This is a genomic window from Candidatus Thiodiazotropha sp. AKIB8 (genome assembly GCF_058244675.1).
The window spans coordinates 105,654-120,818 of sequence record NZ_JBSYOO010000039.1 but is presented as its reverse complement, the minus strand read 5'-3'; the positions used below and the strand labels follow the sequence as shown (position 1 = coordinate 120,818).

The window sequence follows — 15,165 nt, the reverse complement described above, 5'->3', positions numbered from 1 at the left end:
TTTGAGATCAGTGCCTAAGCTGGTTATGTTCAGGGTAGCTGGTCAATCCCATTTTCGTAATCAACAGTTCCAGTCGGTCATTAATCGATACGGCCTCAAGAATAGATTGTTTGTCTTCATGACCCAGGGGCAGTGATGTTGTCAGAACATTCACCAGTAGATCCGTTGGAAGCTGTTTCAGTTGCTCGGAGTCTGTCTTTAAGTTGTTGGCAAACAGGTAGCGATCCAATGTGGCTTCAATCTGTCTGCGTTGATCATTGTAGAGTTTGGTGATTTGGTCGTAGTCTGATTTAAACCTTTCCCAGGATGGGGATATCAGTCTATAACCTCGTGTCGTTGTGAGCTCCTCAATGATCTCAAAGCGACAGACGCCGGTGAGGACAACCTCAATCCGGCCATCATTGGTCTCGTTGTAGTATGTGATTCGGCCGCAACCCCCGATGCTAAAAACCGCTTGATCTCCGCTATCCTGCTCATTTTTAGGTTGTACCATACCTATCAAATGATGGCTGGCCATAGCATCCTCTATCATGTTGAGATAGCGTGGCTCGAAGATATTCAGTGGTAGTTGAGCGCCGGGCATGACGATCGCACCGGAGAGGGGGAAAATTGGGATCGTATCGGGTAGATGTTGATAATTAGTTATAAATCGATTAGTCATTTCAGTTTCCACTTGTGTCTCATAGGTATGAGTTTAGTAGTCAGGCAATTGTTCCTGGGATGAGTCGGATCGACTATGCCAATGTATAATTTGTGGTTTGTTGTTTTGATATTTATCCTTAAGCGTCTCAAATAGTAAGAAATATTATGTTAGTCTGCTATAGTGAATTTCGATAAGAACATGCTATGAGGCAAAGAATGTGGATCTTCATTAAAGGGATTTCTGACGAATGTTCGGCTCGAGAATTGACTAAAATGGTTTGTCGTCTAGCAAGTCCAGGATGGTCGCTATTTTCGACCAAGTTGAACTCCTCCGGGATAGAGCGCAGCAAAGTGCTGAAAACGATGTACAACAACTCATCCCAATGGGAGTATCACGGACTTGTCTACATCAATCCATCGGAGACAGCCCATGAAATGATTGGACGATTGAATGCCAATTCAAAAAAGGGCAGAAGTCTGCGTGCTCATCCCTATATTCGTCGACAATCCACTCGAGATCGTCGCAAGTTGCTTTTAGATCGCGCCAATCCATTTCCAGGTGAACGCAGAAGAGAAGACCGCCGTAGAGTGAATCTGGCCAGTCAGGTCATTGACATTATTAGCTGATTTGGGAGTCTTTACCCAGGTGGCGGATATTGAAAAATTTACAGTTGTTTAGAATTTGATACCTATAGATGATTTATCAATTTTTTGTAATGTGTATTATTGGCAAAAGATTTGTTCATTTTACGCCAAGGCGTTTATGAGGCAGGTTCGCCGGAATTGTAAGCCTTTCAGAGGATGCATAGGGATGGCAGTTATTGAGTATTGGAATGCTCACTATGGAAGAACAAAAACACCTATCCAACCAAAGTGAGACTTAGTCATGACGAAGCTAGTAGAGATCGAGGGTATTGGCGAGACATACGCATCGAAATTAGAGGGTGCTGATATCAAAAACCTTGAGGCCTTGTTGCAGAAAGGGAGCACCAAGAAAGGACGAAAAGAGCTCGAAGATGCTACGGGGATTAGCGGTAAACTGATACTGAGATGGATCAATATGGCCGATTTGTTCCGTGTCAAGGGGATCGGTGAACAGTATTCGGATCTTCTGGAAGCCGCTGGTGTGGATACAGTTCCTGAGTTGGCCCAGCGTAAACCCGAAAACCTGCATGCTAAAATGGTAGAGGTCAACGAGGCAAAGAATCTGGTACGTGCTGTCCCCAGTCTCTCTGCAGTTGAAAAATGGGTTACAGAAGCAAAAGAGTTGCCAAGGGTTGTGACTTACTGATAAATCACTCAACGTCATAACTGTCGATAGGGTTATGGCGTTGAGTTTTGCTGGTCATCAACCGCTCAAAACCTGCATAGATCAGCTGCCAGCTTAGCGTGCCTGGATAGTACTATCTATTTGGTTGCTTAACGGCACCATGTGTCTCTTTTTTTCTCCTAAACCCTTTTTTCAGGGCTATGTTCATCGGTTATCATTAAACTTGATCTTGGTCCACCACTGCTGTGTTAATACTTTTTCATTAACTCTCTTGAAAATATGCTCTATCTGATAGTCCTAGCTCTCCTACTGCTACTCCTACTGGGTCCTCAATGGTGGGTTAGTTGGGTCATGAGCAGGCATAATCGGCATGATGAACCTAACTTCCCGGGGAGTGGTGGCGAACTCGCCAGACATCTGCTGGACCGGTTTTCACTTCGTCACGTAAGTGTAGAGAGTACCGATTCAGGAGACCACTATGACCCATCAGACAAGATGGTCAGGTTGTCTAAGGACAAGCTTGAAGGTAAAACACTCACAGCGATCACAACGGCTGCCCATGAAGTAGGTCATGCACTGCAGGACGCCGCAGATGAACCGATGTTTCGGATGCGTACCAGGTTAGGTCGCTTTGCTGTGATCTCTCAGCGTCTGGGATCATTTTTACTCTTTCTAGCCCCTGTAGCGTCACTGATTTCACGTGCACCTGCCGTTGGTATGGTCAGTGTTCTGGCTGCATTTATGGTGATGGGCACCAATGTATTGCTACAATTACTGACCTTGCCAGTTGAGTTGGATGCCAGTTTCAAAAAGGCCTTGCCCCTATTGAAGAGTGGCTACCTTACCCCAGAGCAGTATCCCGAGGCTAAGAGAATCCTACGTGCGGCTGCGTTCACCTATCTTTCCGCATCATTGGCGGGTTTGTTGAATTTCTGGCAATGGATTCGTGTTCTAAGGAGATAATTGCGATCATCACTGGTTTGCGTTCAAGATTTCTGGTTCAATTTTCTAAAAAATGGCGTTTCGGAGGATTAAATGGCCAATCATACCCAGGGAAAAACTTTTTTTTATACAGCTTTACTGGCGACAGTGCTGATACCTTCGAGCTTGTGGTCACAGGAGCTGGTTGAAGCAGCGGAAATTGTATCAGAGCCCCCAGTTGTGACTGACCAGGCAATTCAGGAGGAAGAAGAGGAATCTCGGGAGGCTCAAGAGATTACTCAGGAGTCACAGGAGATGACTCAGCAGGCGCAGGAGTTGCTCGATTCTCAAGGTATTGAGGAGTCACCAGTTCCAGACGCCTATGTGGCCCGGGCTCTATTTACAACTGAAATTGTTAACAGAGAGCCAGTCAATCAAGTGGTTAGTTTGGATGAAGATGCCACCAGAATCCTGTTTTTTACAGATCTAAGAAATCTCCAGGGACGAATCGTCACCCACAGATGGGAATTTGAAGGAGAGGTGATCAGTGAGGTTGATATAGAGGTTGGTGGGCCTCGTTGGCGGGCATACTCCGTTAAGAGTCTCAATCCGGGCGAAGAGGGTAAATGGACTGTATTTGTTATTGATGAGTCGGGTTGGCCACTACATGCAAGTATATTCCAGCAGCGAGCGGGGAGTATGGCTGAAACTGATCCGGTAACACAGGAGTAGATGTTTCTTGACTTGGGAGACGTAGGCTTGGTGGAGGACTATTCGATATTCTCAGGTAGATTGCCTGGCTCAATTGATGGGATGCTTGTCTCTAATTCAGGCTGTTCGATAAACTTTTCAGTCACTAGGTCTTGAGGTTGTTCGAACAACTGCTCAGTTACCAGGTCGCCCTGAAATTCTGATTCCACGCTCTGTTCAAAATAGGGGGCGGAGGTTTGCTGCGGTGTTGTTGATTCTGTGATAGAGGGTCTATCTATACTGCGACTGAACTCTTCCTCTGCCATTTGACGTAGTGTCAGCTCTTTTTCCAGCCTTAACTCATCGGAAATAGTCGGTAATGAGCGATCTGCTGACCTTGAATTACTTTGCTGTGATTGTGTTGGTATTTGTGGTGGTGATTTGAGGTGACCTTTTTGGGCCTGCTCATTATCAGGGTTTGATGTTGCAGGGAGAGGAGATGATGAGGAAGCCCTGGCAGACTTGGAGCTGTTTTCAGAGTCCACTTGTTGCACAGCTGCGACTTCATGAGTTGGCTCATCACTCATGACCAGATAAAGATAGATGCCTCCGACTAACAACAGCGCCGTAAGAATGATACTGGCAATTGTAAATGATGAGAGGTTGAATCCGTTCTTGAATAACAGCGGTTCTGCTTCAACGCGGAATGGAGGGATCTTTATCTTGTTCGACGATTTCTGTTTAGCGCTGATTTGATCTTTATCGGGAAAAAGATGGACTGAAGTGGTTGTTTTCTCCGCTGATGGTTTTATTTCAGGGGTTGCTGATAGGGCGATTTCCGGCTTGTAGAGTTCGTCTAAAAGCTCTGTATCGGATTTTAACTCAGAACTCTTCTCCACCAGAGTCGACACCGGTTCTTTGGCTTCGACCTTTGCCTCCTTGTCCTCGTAGTGCTGCTCCTGTAGCTCATTGACTTGTTGTTGCAGTTGATCCAGCTGCATGCGCAGCAGATTTCCATTATCTCTGAGACTGCTTACCAGTTGATTTGACTTCAGGCTTTCAAGTTCAGCGCGTTCTGCACGGTTCTTGAGTTCTCGCATCTGCTCTTCCAGACGGTTATTTTCCCCTTCAAGTATCTGATGGGATTGTCTCAGTGATGCGGTTCTCTCTTCCTCCTCGTCAATCAGTCGCCGGTTCTCCCGGTCAATGGTTTCGCTACGCTGAGCAAGTTCACTATTCACAGTATGAACTTCGGTGAATTTGACTTTTAGTTGCTGAAATTGACTTTCAACTTCAAAAAGCTGTCTGCGCAATTGTTCTGCCTCTGATGACTCCTTCTTCCAATGATTGACGTCTTCAATCAGTGCTCTATTTTCCGCTGTTAATAGTTCCAGAGTCTGTTTGTAATCGGCAATCTGGGAGGCTTGAGATTCAACATCCTTAGATTGACTGCTGTACTTTGCCTTGATTTCAGCAACTTGCTCAGCAGCCAGGCGGTTGATTTCTGTTGTGTTTTTAGTAAGTGAGTGAGGTGAGCTTGTCTGCGTGTTTGAAATGACATTGGATAGCTCTGAATTCTCCTGAGAGGAGACAGGCGTAAGGTTTTCATTACCTTTGTCGACTACTTTTTCGCCACCATTTTCAAGCGCTGCCTTGAGGCGCCCTTCAGCAAGAATCAATAGGTCCTGCAAGCGTATTCCTGGTTTAATGTCTGGCGCTGAAATCCCAATACTCGCGCCTACACTTTGATCTGACTCTCCTAGATAGAACTGTTTGGCTGCGAGGTCATCCAGTATTCTCCTTCCCAGATACCGAGTTCCTATAGCATTCGATGCTGGACGTAATATGGAGAAGCAACCACTACCAAAGTAGGCAAGAGTGTCGTCCGGATGGATGTGTAGTTGAATAATATCTTTCACAGCAAGCAGAATATGTTCGATTGCAGCTTCGCTGTAGTGTTCGATAATGCTGCTGAACTGGTCTATTTGTACCAGTGCCAGTGCAAGTTCGTTCTTATTGCGGATTGCAAATGAGAGTTCTCTGCTGGCAACCTCCATGAATTGGCTTTTGTCTGCAGTCTCCTCCAAAAAATCTGTCTGTGGATCGGTGGCCTGTGATTCGGTTGAAATCTCTTCAGAAGATTCGGTAGCCAATTCGGTAACGAATTGTTTAATCAGATTTGGATCAAAAGGCTTATTCACCATCCCCGTAGCGCCAAGCTTTTCAAGTTCGTCGGCGATCTCAGGAGATGCTTCGTTTCCTGTTACAACAATAAAGGGGAGGTTAGCAATATGGTTCGCGTCAGAGTTTCTTATTTTGGATAGTAATCCTCGACCATCAAGATTCGGCATAGAGAGGTCACTGAAGACCAGGTTGATCGAAGGGTTATCAGTAAGTTGTTGCCACGCCTGGACGCCATCTTCAACTTCAATCAGATGGCACTCCTCCTTCAATATATTACGAAGAGATACACGGACCACCCGTGAATCATCAGCTATAAGCACAACCGGCTTGTCGCCGGTATGCTGAATAAAGCGATTGAGTGCTTGTTCTGCCATTCCGTCAGAGTCTTGTTGTTTAGACATGGTCGATGCTTTGCTTACTCATAACGTCGACATATCTTATGAAAACTTGAGTGAAAAGAAGGTGATGAATATATTCAAAAAATCTCCTAAATGCATGTATTATCGAGGAAAAATATGTGATACTTGGCGGTTTTTACATGATAAAAATGAGAGACACATCACTAATAGACCGGGTATGGTTTCCTATTTGGTTTACTGGAATAAGATGATTGTATTGTCAGACTGGGTCTGGAAACTGGTAGCGAAGTACTTTTGCAGTGATAATCTGCTCTCTATTATCGTCAAATGTCTTTCTGTTTTTTGTGAAAGATTTAAAAAAATTGCTGTTTAATTGAATTCTGGTTAATTGTTTGAATCGGCACACAGGTAAACATCGATTTAGGGCCTGATAAGTCTTACTGTCCGGACAAAATAGACATCTCTTGCTTTGTAGTTTTTTTAAAACAGGTCTACCAAGTAGAGTGCCTCTTCTGAATTGAGACATTTAATTCACGGAAGAAAGCTGATTTTGCCTTAACGCTTGGCCATGAGATTTTCAATAGCTTTTTCCAGTTTATGTGATCCTTGACGCATACTAATCACTCAACTAGTTTGAATTAATAGGGGAAACTGGAGAAATCCACATACCTTGCCGCTACTTGTCTTGTGTTAATGCGGGTTGGAGTATGGCCTGATAGAGACATATCTCAATTAAAGCCTACTTGCTCAATGAGCGGAGTGCAGTTCAGTTGAAAGCGCTGGATATATAATAAGTGGGTGATAGATAGTTAATATGGAATCTGATGGTTTTGAAATGTTGATTGGACTAGGGCCTGGCTTGCGAACATTAAAATTAAATATGAATCAGTGTAGCCATTCTCTGGCTTCATTTGAAAAACCTTCTGAATCACATGGTTGGTCGTTAACTCATGAGTAAATCGGTTTTTACGCTTGCAGATGGTGAGGCAGTTAATACTGAGACCGATCAGGAACGGGAAAAGAGGCGGTTTGAATCTACAACAACGAAAGCCTTTGTCGATTCGGTAAAAAAGGATCTTCTAGCCAATGATATCTATCTTCCCACACTGCCGGCATTAGCTCTGGAAGCACTGATTATAATCAATGATGTGGATAGCTCCGCATCAGATTTGGAGAAGGTGATCTCTCGGGATGCATCCCTTACCGCCAGGCTCATACGTTACGCCAATAGCCCCCTCTATCGTGGCATGAATACTATTGCGACAATTAAGCCGGCAATCACCCGTATTGGATTCCAGAGGGTTAAAAATGCGGTCTATGCGGTATCGATGAAGGAGGTATTTCGAACCCCAATCAAAGAGATTGAGAGGAGAATGGATAGGCTTTGGAACCATTCAGTCAAGGTGGGTGCTCAGGCTGCAATGTTAGCGAAAGAGCAACCGGGTTTAGATCCCGATGTGGCGTTGGTGGCTGGCCTTGTTCATGATATAGGTCATATTCCACTTTTAATAAAAGCCTGTGAATTCAAAGAATTAATAGATAATCCTGATTTTCTTGATAAGGTTTTGCGTAAGTTACACCCTCACGTTGGCGGTACTATTTTAAAGCTTTGGAAATTTGATCAGAATATCATCGATGTAGCTGCGCACCATGAAGACTTAAGTCGTGATCCAGGTGTGGATGCTCCAGTGGATTATGTGGATATTGTTCAAGTAGCCAATATCTTGTCACATGAAGGTACGGATCATTATCTGGCAACAGTTGATCGGACTGGTATTAAGGCGTTTGAGCGGTTGAACCATTCTGAAGATGGGGGTGATCTGGATGCGGATACCAAGCAAGTTGAGGATGCGATCAACTAGCGAGGCTCTGAGGGTTACCAAACTTACCACGCGGCCCACTAGGGCCGATTCGATCAGTGTTAACAGGCCTTGGGCTATTGCTCCACAGTTTGTGAAAACGGGTTTTGTGGGCAATGCCAGTTTTTGAAACAACCTTGTTTCAGAGTGAAATCTATCTATTCAGTTCTGCTCGAATCTATCCCAGGACATTAACCCCTTCTTGCCGCAACATATTGTTAAGGCAGATCAATGGTAATCCAATCAAAGCATTTGGATCTTCACCCTCCATTCGCTCGAAGAGGCTGATTCCCAGGCCTTCTGACTTGAAAGAGCCTGCACAGTTATAGGGTTTTTCTTTATCAAGGTAGTTTTCTACCTCAGTCTGAGTCAGTTCACGGAATTGAACATAAAATGGTACGCAGCTGGTTTGCGTGTTCCCGGATTTACTGTTGTAGAGTGTGAGGCCTGTGAAAAAAGTGACCCGTTGGCCGGAAGCACTCATAAGCTGTTCAACGGCTGTTTTATGATCACCCGGTTTACCTACTACCTTTCCGGCAACGGTAGCGACTTGATCTGAGCCGATAATGAGAGCATCCGGGTGGGATTGTGCAACCGCCAGTGCTTTCTCCCTGGACAGGCGTACTACAAGATCTTCAGCACGCTCATCAGATTGTCGAGACTCATCTATTGATGGTGAAAAAGTGCTGAATTCTATACCCAGACGACTGAGAAGCTCCCTGCGATAGGGTGAGCTTGAGGCTAGAATGAGTGACGGATGTGATGGATCTGTTGCCTGTGTCATACTGCTTTTAGGTTGTGTGAACTAATATTTCTACTATTTTACCAGACAGGGTTGGGCTTTATGGAAAAAAGTCTCAATTTTTATTAAGGTCTATAAAATCGATTGATGGGATAAATACTGAATATATATATTCTAAATAAATGCAGTGCTAATTGATAAAAAACAATTAGTTATATAAATTTGTTAAGGTATTTGCTGCTTGACAACATGACGTAACCCAACGTAGAAAGACAAAAATAATTATCAAAGAGTAAAAATATCATATGCCAATCGAAGACTTGTTACTGTCAGGCGTCAATCTAATGATCCTTGGAATGGGGATAGTTTTCACTTTCCTTCTTGTTCTGGTTTTTGCAATGAAAGGGATGTCAAAACTTGCACTGATGGTGAGCGAACGACATGGAATAGTTGAGCCGCATTCTGCTCAAGCAATGGCTGCAGGCAACCAGGCACAGACGGGTATTCGTGGCGATCTGATTGCCGTAATATCTGCTGCAGTAAACCAATATCGTTCTACTCATCATTGAGTATCAATATACCTATTTTATCAACACCTGAAACCAGGCTGTTTTTTCAACAACGGCGGTTAGCTAATGAGTGAAATGAAACCACTAGGAATTACAGATGTTGTGCTGAGAGATGCACATCAGTCTCTATTTGCAACCAGAATGCGTATCGACGATATGCTTCCGATTGCTGAAAAGCTGGATAAAGTCGGCTTTTGGTCACTTGAAACCTGGGGAGGTGCGACTTTTGACGCCTGTATACGCTTCCTGGGTGAAGACCCTTGGGAGCGTATCCGAATACTTAAGTCGGCGATGCCTAATACTCCGATGCAGATGTTGTTTCGAGGGCAGAATATTCTAGGCTATCGCCATTATGCCGATGACGTGGTCGATAAATTCGTTGAAAGAGCGGCCACCAATGGCGTTGACGTTTTTCGTATTTTTGATGCGATGAACGACCTGCGGAACCTGGAAACTGCGGTAAAGGCAACACTGAAAGTCGATAAACATGCTCAGGGAACCATGTCTTACACCGTCAGTCCGGTTCATAACATGGACTACTGGCTGGATATGGGTAAGAAGCTGGAGGAGATGGGGTGCCACTCCATCTGTATCAAGGATATGGCCGGCCTGTTGAATCCCTATATCGGCTATGAACTGGTTACCCGTCTGAAGGAGAATGTCTCGATACCGATTGCGATGCACAGTCACGCCACTACCGGTATGAGTACGGCTACCAATATAAAATGTACCGAAGCTGGTCTTGATATGCTGGACACCTCAATCTCCTCGATGAGTATGACCTATGGTCACTCAGCGACTGAATCAGTTGTAGCGGTATTGAAAGAGAGCAACCGTGATACCGGTTTGGATCTGATTCTACTCGAAGAGATTGCTGCATATTTCCGAGAAGTAAGAAAAAAATATGCAAAATTCGAAGGGTCTCTAAGAGGGGTCGACTCACGTATTCTGGTGGCTCAGGTTCCTGGCGGCATGTTAACCAACATGGAAAACCAGTTAAGGGAGCAGGGTGCTACAGACAAACTCGATGAGGTTCTTGAAGAGATCCCCAAGGTGCGCAAAGACCTGGGCTATATCCCTCTGGTGACACCGACATCACAGATAGTTGGCACCCAGGCGGTAATCAATGTGCTCATGGGGGAGCGTTACAAGAATATCGCTAAAGAGACTGAAGGGGTATTGAAAGGGGAGTATGGTGAAACTCCTGCGCCTGTAAATGCTGAGCTTCAGGCTAAAGTCTTGAAAGATGGAGAAGTCCCCATCACCTGTCGCCCAGCTGATCGAATTGATGCGGAAATGGATAAACTGACTGCAGAGTTTCAGGGGCTGGCTGATGAACATGGTATCAAAGTGGCCAAGGATGTGGTTGATGATGTTCTCATCTACGCTCTTTTTCCTCAGGTTGGCTTGAAATTTCTCAAAAACCGGGATAATCCAGATGCTTTTGAGCCTGTGCCGGGGACAGAGCAAGCCGTCGAGAGTGTGGCGCCAACAGCACCTGCGGCAGCACCCTCTTCCGGACCAGAGGCCTATCAGGTCGAGGTCAATGGGGTTACCTACAATGTCAAGGTATCACCAGCAGGTGCAGTCACCGATATTGCGCCGGCAGCATCATCTGCTCCTGTGGCTGCGCCAGCTCCGGCCCCCGCAGCAGGAGGGGCTGAGATAACCGCGCCCCTATCCGGTAACATCCACACCGTAAAAGTATCTGTGGGTCAGCAGATCGCTGCTGGTGATGTGGTGATGGTATTGGAAGCGATGAAGATGGAGACGGAAGTGCGTGCCACATCTGCGGGCACTGTCTCTCAGATCCTAGTTAAAGAGGGTGAAACCGTTCAGGTTGGAACCCCACTACTGAGTCTCTCCTGAAATGGTTGAAATAGGTATAGAACCGCTATGGCTGTCAACCGGCATAGCGAATCTCGAATGGGGGCAGGTGCTCATGATGGGCGTCGGCGGAGTATTGATCTACCTGGCAGTGGTAAGGAAGTTTGAACCGCTGTTATTGCTGCCCATCGGATTTGGCGCAATTCTCAGTAATATCCCTTTAGCGGGTATCGGGGGGAGTGATGGTCTGCTGGGCCATATCTACCATGTGGGGATAGAAACAGGTGTTTTTCCTCTACTGATCTTTATGGGGGTAGGTGCGCTCACCGATTTTGGTGCCCTGATAGCAATGCCTTGGACACTGCTCCTTGGTGCGGCGGCCCAGTTTGGTATTTTCGTTACATTGCTGGGCGCTTTGGCACTTAATTTCGTACCCGGATTTGATTTTACCTTAGCGGATGCCTCTGCGATTGCCATAATTGGGGGGGCAGATGGGCCAACTGCCATTTTTCTGGCTTCCAGGCTTGCGCCTGATCTCCTGGGCGCGATAGCTGTGGCAGCCTACTCATACATGGCACTTGTTCCGATTATCCAACCACCAATCATGCGCTGGTTGACTACAGAGACTGAGCGGAATGTTGTAATGCAACAGCTGCGGCATGTTACTAAGCTTGAGAAAGTGATGTTCCCGTTCGCAGTATTGTTGTTATGTGTGATATTTCTACCATCAGCGGCCCCACTGATAGGCATGCTGACCTTTGGCAACCTGCTTCGCGAGAGTGGCGTGGTTGAGCGACTCAGCCATGCGGCTCAGAATGAGATCATAAACATTGTTACGATCTTCCTGGGATTGGCTGTTGGTTCAAAACTCTCTGCTGATAAGTTCCTTACCCTGGATACACTGGGAATATTGGCGTTGGGTGCCTTCGCCTTTTGCATCGGGACTGCGACAGGGCTTCTGATGGGTAAAATCATGTATAGAGTCACCGGAGGCAAGGTCAATCCCCTGATTGGCGCTGCAGGTGTCTCTGCAGTTCCCATGGCTGCCAGAGTGGTCAACAAGGTAGGATTAGAGACCAATCACCATAATTTTCTCCTCATGCATGCCATGGGGCCAAATGTAGCTGGCGTTATAGGCTCGGCCGTGGCAGCGGGCATTCTCCTGGCAATGGTCGGCGGTTAATATCGCCTGATTTGAGTTTCAGGAATTAACTGCCTCTCACGTCATTTTGACATGAGAGGCAGTCTCATAATATTATTTCGCGCTTATGTCGAAGCGCTTTCCCGATCGATTGGATCCCTGGCGTTTCGCTGATCTTAATAATGAGATCAGCGGAAGGCTGCCGTTTGAGGCCTTAACAAGACTTCGTGAATGCCTGTCGAAGGCAGACGGTGAGGTTTTTTTTGACTTGAGCTTCAGTCGCGACGAGAAGCGATATGCACGGCTTGACGGTCACATCCAGGCCGAGTTGGCGCTTGAGTGCCAGCGCTGTCTAGGGACATTGACGTTCCCTGTGGATAGAAAATTCTCAGTTGTTTTTGTTCAGGGATTGAATGAAGCGGAGAGGCTTCCCGATAGCCTCGACCCTTGTTTGGTTGAAGAAGGTGTCGTGGATTTCAGGGAGTTGATCGAAGATGAGCTTCTTTTGGCGCTGCCACAAGTGCCAATGCACGACACAGCTGTTTGTAAGCTCCCTCGAGAGTTTGTCTTGGATGAGGCTGACCTGGAGACGGAGAGTGACAAACAGGATAATCCGTTTGCGGTGCTGTCCAGCCTTAAGCGGGATGAGCATTAGTTTTAGTTTGTATACAATTTTTTCAGGAGATCAGCCATGGCTGTTCAAAAAAGCAAAAAGACCCCATCAAGGCGCGGAATGCGTCGTGCGCACGATGGATTGAAGAGCGAAGCGCTTTCAGTCGATTCCACTTCCGGAGAGACTCATCTGCGTCATCACGTCTCTGCAGATGGATTCTATAAAGGCCGTAAAGTCGTCGATACCAAAGGCGAGTGATACACAACTCGTCGGTCCTGTGACCTTTTCTAAGAACCCGTGTGGGGCAATGCCCTTATACGGGTTCTTTCTTATTTGGATGAATCGATTTTCGAATGAATAGACCTGTCACAATCTCTTTAGATGCCATGGGAGGGGATATCGGCGTAGATGTCGTAGTTCCTGCTGCCTTGGATTATCTGAAAAAGGACAAAGAGACTGCTTTGATCCTGGTTGGTCGTGAGGAGATCTTACGCCCAAAAGTCGGGGATCATACTTTTGGCGACAGGCTGCGTATTCATCACGCCTCTGAACTGGTGGCGATGGATGAATTACCCTCCAAGGCACTTCGAAATAAGAAAGATTCTTCCATGCGAGTTGCCATTGATCTGGTCAAATCAGGGGAAGCGGATGCCTGTGTCAGTGCGGGTAATACCGGTGCACTGATGGCTACATCTCGATTCGTTCTGAAAATGCTGCCACATATCGATCGTCCCGCAATCATTACAGCACTCCCTTCGATAAAGGGTCAGACGTTTATGCTTGATCTGGGTGCGAATGTGGACTGTAGCGCAGGTCATCTGTTTCAGTTTGCGGTTATGGGTAGCGAGACAGTCGCTGCTGTTACCAATATTAGCGAACCTAGAATTGGTCTGCTCAATATTGGGCAGGAAGAGATCAAGGGTAATGAACAGGTAAAAGAGGCTCACGAACTACTGCATGCCAGTTCTCTCAATTACGTAGGGTATGTTGAGGGTGACGATATTTTTCAAGGTGGTACGGATGTCATTGTTTCAGACGGTTTTGTTGGAAATGTTGCCCTGAAGAGTAGTGAAGGGGTAGCCAAAATGATCCGCCATTTCATGAAATTGGAATTCAAAAAGAATCTTCTGACCCGATTGGCGGGATTGGTTGCCTTGCCGGTATTGAGAAGTTTGGCCAAACGCATTGATCACAGGCACTACAATGGCGCAAGTCTTTTAGGGTTACGAGGGATTGTGATTAAGAGCCATGGTGGCGCAGACAAGCTTGCGTTTATGAATGCGATCAGCATTGCCCGCAAAGAGGTTTCGAGCGATGTGTGCAGTCGTATTGCAGAGCAAGTCAAAGCCCATCTGGATAAAAGGGAAACCGCGTGATCTATTCGCGTATAACCGGCACAGGTGGCTATCTACCTGAGAAGGTCGTAACCAACCAAGACCTTGAAAAAATAGTCGATACCACTGACCAGTGGATCGTGGAACGTACCGGAATCCGTAAAAGACATATTGCGGAAGAGGGTGAATGTACCTGTGATCTGGCAGAGAAAGCAGCACGTAATGCGCTTGATATGGCTGGACTGAAACCAGAGCAGATCGATCTGATCGTTGTGGCAACAACCACTGCTGATCAGGTTTTTCCCAGCACTGCCTGTCTACTGCAGGCCCGGTTGGGAATTCGAGGTCCTGCTGCATTTGATGTCCAGGCAGTCTGCACAGGTTTTGTGTATGCTCTGGGCGTCGCTGAGAAGTTCATACAGACCGGTGCGGCGAAAAAAGCCCTTGTGGTTGGTGCGGAGACTATCTCGCGCATTCTCGATTGGAGTGACCGTAATACATGCGTCTTGTTTGGTGATGGTGCTGGTGCAGTGGTAATCGAGGCCAGTAATGAGCCAGGGATTATCTCAACGCATCTTCATGCTGATGGGGCTTACCAGAATCTTTTACAAGTCCCTGCAGGAATATCACGCGGATATGACCAGCTTCGAGAGAGTCAGGCTTTCATGGAGATGCGTGGAAATGAGGTATTCAAGGTTGCCGTTACCACTTTGGGACGCATCGTAGATGAGACGCTCGCTGCGAATGGGATGAAAAAGTCGGATATCGACTGGTTAATACCCCATCAAGCAAATATCAGAATCATAAATGCCACCGCAAGGAAACTGCAGACGCCTATGGAGCGGGTGGTGGTAACAGTTGAAGATCATGGAAATACTTCTGCGGCTTCAGTGCCACTGGCTCTGGATGTAGCTGTCAGGGATGGACGAATTAAACGTGGTGAAACCATACTCATGGAGGCTTTTGGTGGCGGTTTCACCTGGGGCTCGGTGTTGGCAAAATTCTAATTCCTAC

15 protein-coding genes are annotated in these 15,165 nt (G+C 46.4%); 12 read left to right on the top strand and 3 right to left on the bottom strand.

The features are described from left to right. Positions 1–7: 7 nt before the first annotated feature. Positions 8–661 carry an LON peptidase substrate-binding domain-containing protein gene (locus AC4IFB_RS12485; RefSeq protein ID WP_490780333.1) on the bottom strand — a complete coding sequence of 218 codons (654 nt, stop codon included), beginning with the start codon at positions 659–661 and terminating at the stop codon, positions 8–10. Between the two features lie 185 nt (positions 662–846). Here AC4IFB_RS12485 and AC4IFB_RS12480 point away from each other — a divergent pair, with 185 nt between their 5' ends. The 4 genes from AC4IFB_RS12480 (at position 847) to AC4IFB_RS12465 (ending at position 3,565) form a co-directional block, all read left to right on the top strand. Beyond that, positions 847–1,269, top strand: coding sequence for a hypothetical protein (locus AC4IFB_RS12480; RefSeq protein ID WP_490776235.1), 423 nt, complete (start codon positions 847–849; stop codon positions 1,267–1,269). Positions 1,270–1,528: 259 nt separating this feature from the next. Further along, entirely contained in the window at positions 1,529–1,933 is a 405-nt protein-coding gene (locus AC4IFB_RS12475) for a DUF4332 domain-containing protein (protein WP_490780332.1), read from the top strand. 258 nt (positions 1,934–2,191) lie between these two features. Beyond that, on the top strand, positions 2,192–2,875 hold the full coding sequence (locus AC4IFB_RS12470) for a zinc metallopeptidase (RefSeq protein ID WP_490780331.1): 684 nt from the start codon (positions 2,192–2,194) through the stop codon (positions 2,873–2,875). A 72-nt stretch (positions 2,876–2,947) separates the two neighbouring features. Beyond that, positions 2,948–3,565 carry a DUF2914 domain-containing protein gene (locus AC4IFB_RS12465; RefSeq protein ID WP_490776232.1) on the top strand — a complete coding sequence of 206 codons (618 nt, stop codon included), beginning with the start codon at positions 2,948–2,950 and terminating at the stop codon, positions 3,563–3,565. Between the two features lie 38 nt (positions 3,566–3,603). On the opposite strand, the gene AC4IFB_RS12460 is transcribed toward AC4IFB_RS12465, so the two are convergent. Continuing rightward, positions 3,604–6,108, bottom strand: coding sequence for a GGDEF domain-containing response regulator (locus tag AC4IFB_RS12460; RefSeq protein ID WP_490780330.1), 2,505 nt, complete (start codon positions 6,106–6,108; stop codon positions 3,604–3,606). 908 nt (positions 6,109–7,016) lie between these two features. Between AC4IFB_RS12460 and AC4IFB_RS12455 the strand changes: the two genes are divergently transcribed. Beyond that, entirely contained in the window at positions 7,017–7,928 is a 912-nt protein-coding gene (locus AC4IFB_RS12455; RefSeq protein ID WP_490780329.1) for an HDOD domain-containing protein, read from the top strand. A 175-nt stretch (positions 7,929–8,103) separates the two neighbouring features. Here AC4IFB_RS12455 and AC4IFB_RS12450 read toward each other — a convergent pair whose 3' ends face one another. Continuing rightward, complete coding sequence (locus AC4IFB_RS12450) at positions 8,104–8,709, bottom strand: Maf family protein (RefSeq protein WP_490776229.1); 606 nt, start codon at positions 8,707–8,709, stop codon at positions 8,104–8,106. A 263-nt stretch (positions 8,710–8,972) separates the two neighbouring features. On the opposite strand from AC4IFB_RS12450, the gene AC4IFB_RS12445 reads away from it, so the two are divergent. The 7 genes from AC4IFB_RS12445 to AC4IFB_RS12415 all read left to right on the top strand — a co-directional run bounded on the left by AC4IFB_RS12445 (position 8,973) and on the right by AC4IFB_RS12415 (position 15,158). Next, the gene (locus tag AC4IFB_RS12445) at positions 8,973–9,236 is read left to right on the top strand and encodes an OadG family protein (protein WP_490776228.1); all 264 of its coding nucleotides are present in this window, start codon (positions 8,973–8,975) and stop codon (positions 9,234–9,236) included. 66 nt (positions 9,237–9,302) lie between these two features. After that, positions 9,303–11,105, top strand: coding sequence for a sodium-extruding oxaloacetate decarboxylase subunit alpha (oadA, locus tag AC4IFB_RS12440; protein ID WP_490776227.1), 1,803 nt, complete (start codon positions 9,303–9,305; stop codon positions 11,103–11,105). A gap of 1 nt (position 11,106) precedes the next feature. After that, positions 11,107–12,246 (top strand): sodium ion-translocating decarboxylase subunit beta, encoded by a 1,140-nt coding sequence (locus AC4IFB_RS12435; RefSeq protein WP_490776226.1) that lies wholly within the window; start codon positions 11,107–11,109, stop codon positions 12,244–12,246. An 85-nt stretch (positions 12,247–12,331) separates the two neighbouring features. Then, positions 12,332–12,859: a YceD family protein gene (locus AC4IFB_RS12430; RefSeq protein WP_490780328.1), complete on the top strand. Its 528-nt coding sequence runs from the start codon at positions 12,332–12,334 to the stop codon at positions 12,857–12,859. 36 nt (positions 12,860–12,895) lie between these two features. After that, positions 12,896–13,075: a 50S ribosomal protein L32 gene (gene rpmF / locus AC4IFB_RS12425; protein ID WP_490776224.1), complete on the top strand. Its 180-nt coding sequence runs from the start codon at positions 12,896–12,898 to the stop codon at positions 13,073–13,075. A gap of 95 nt (positions 13,076–13,170) precedes the next feature. Then, positions 13,171–14,193 carry a phosphate acyltransferase PlsX gene (gene plsX, locus AC4IFB_RS12420; RefSeq protein ID WP_490776223.1) on the top strand — a complete coding sequence of 341 codons (1,023 nt, stop codon included), beginning with the start codon at positions 13,171–13,173 and terminating at the stop codon, positions 14,191–14,193. Further along, complete coding sequence (locus AC4IFB_RS12415; RefSeq protein ID WP_490776222.1) at positions 14,190–15,158, top strand: beta-ketoacyl-ACP synthase III; 969 nt, start codon at positions 14,190–14,192, stop codon at positions 15,156–15,158. The genes plsX and AC4IFB_RS12415 overlap by 4 nt, the downstream gene beginning before the upstream one ends. Positions 15,159–15,165: the final 7 nt, after the last annotated feature.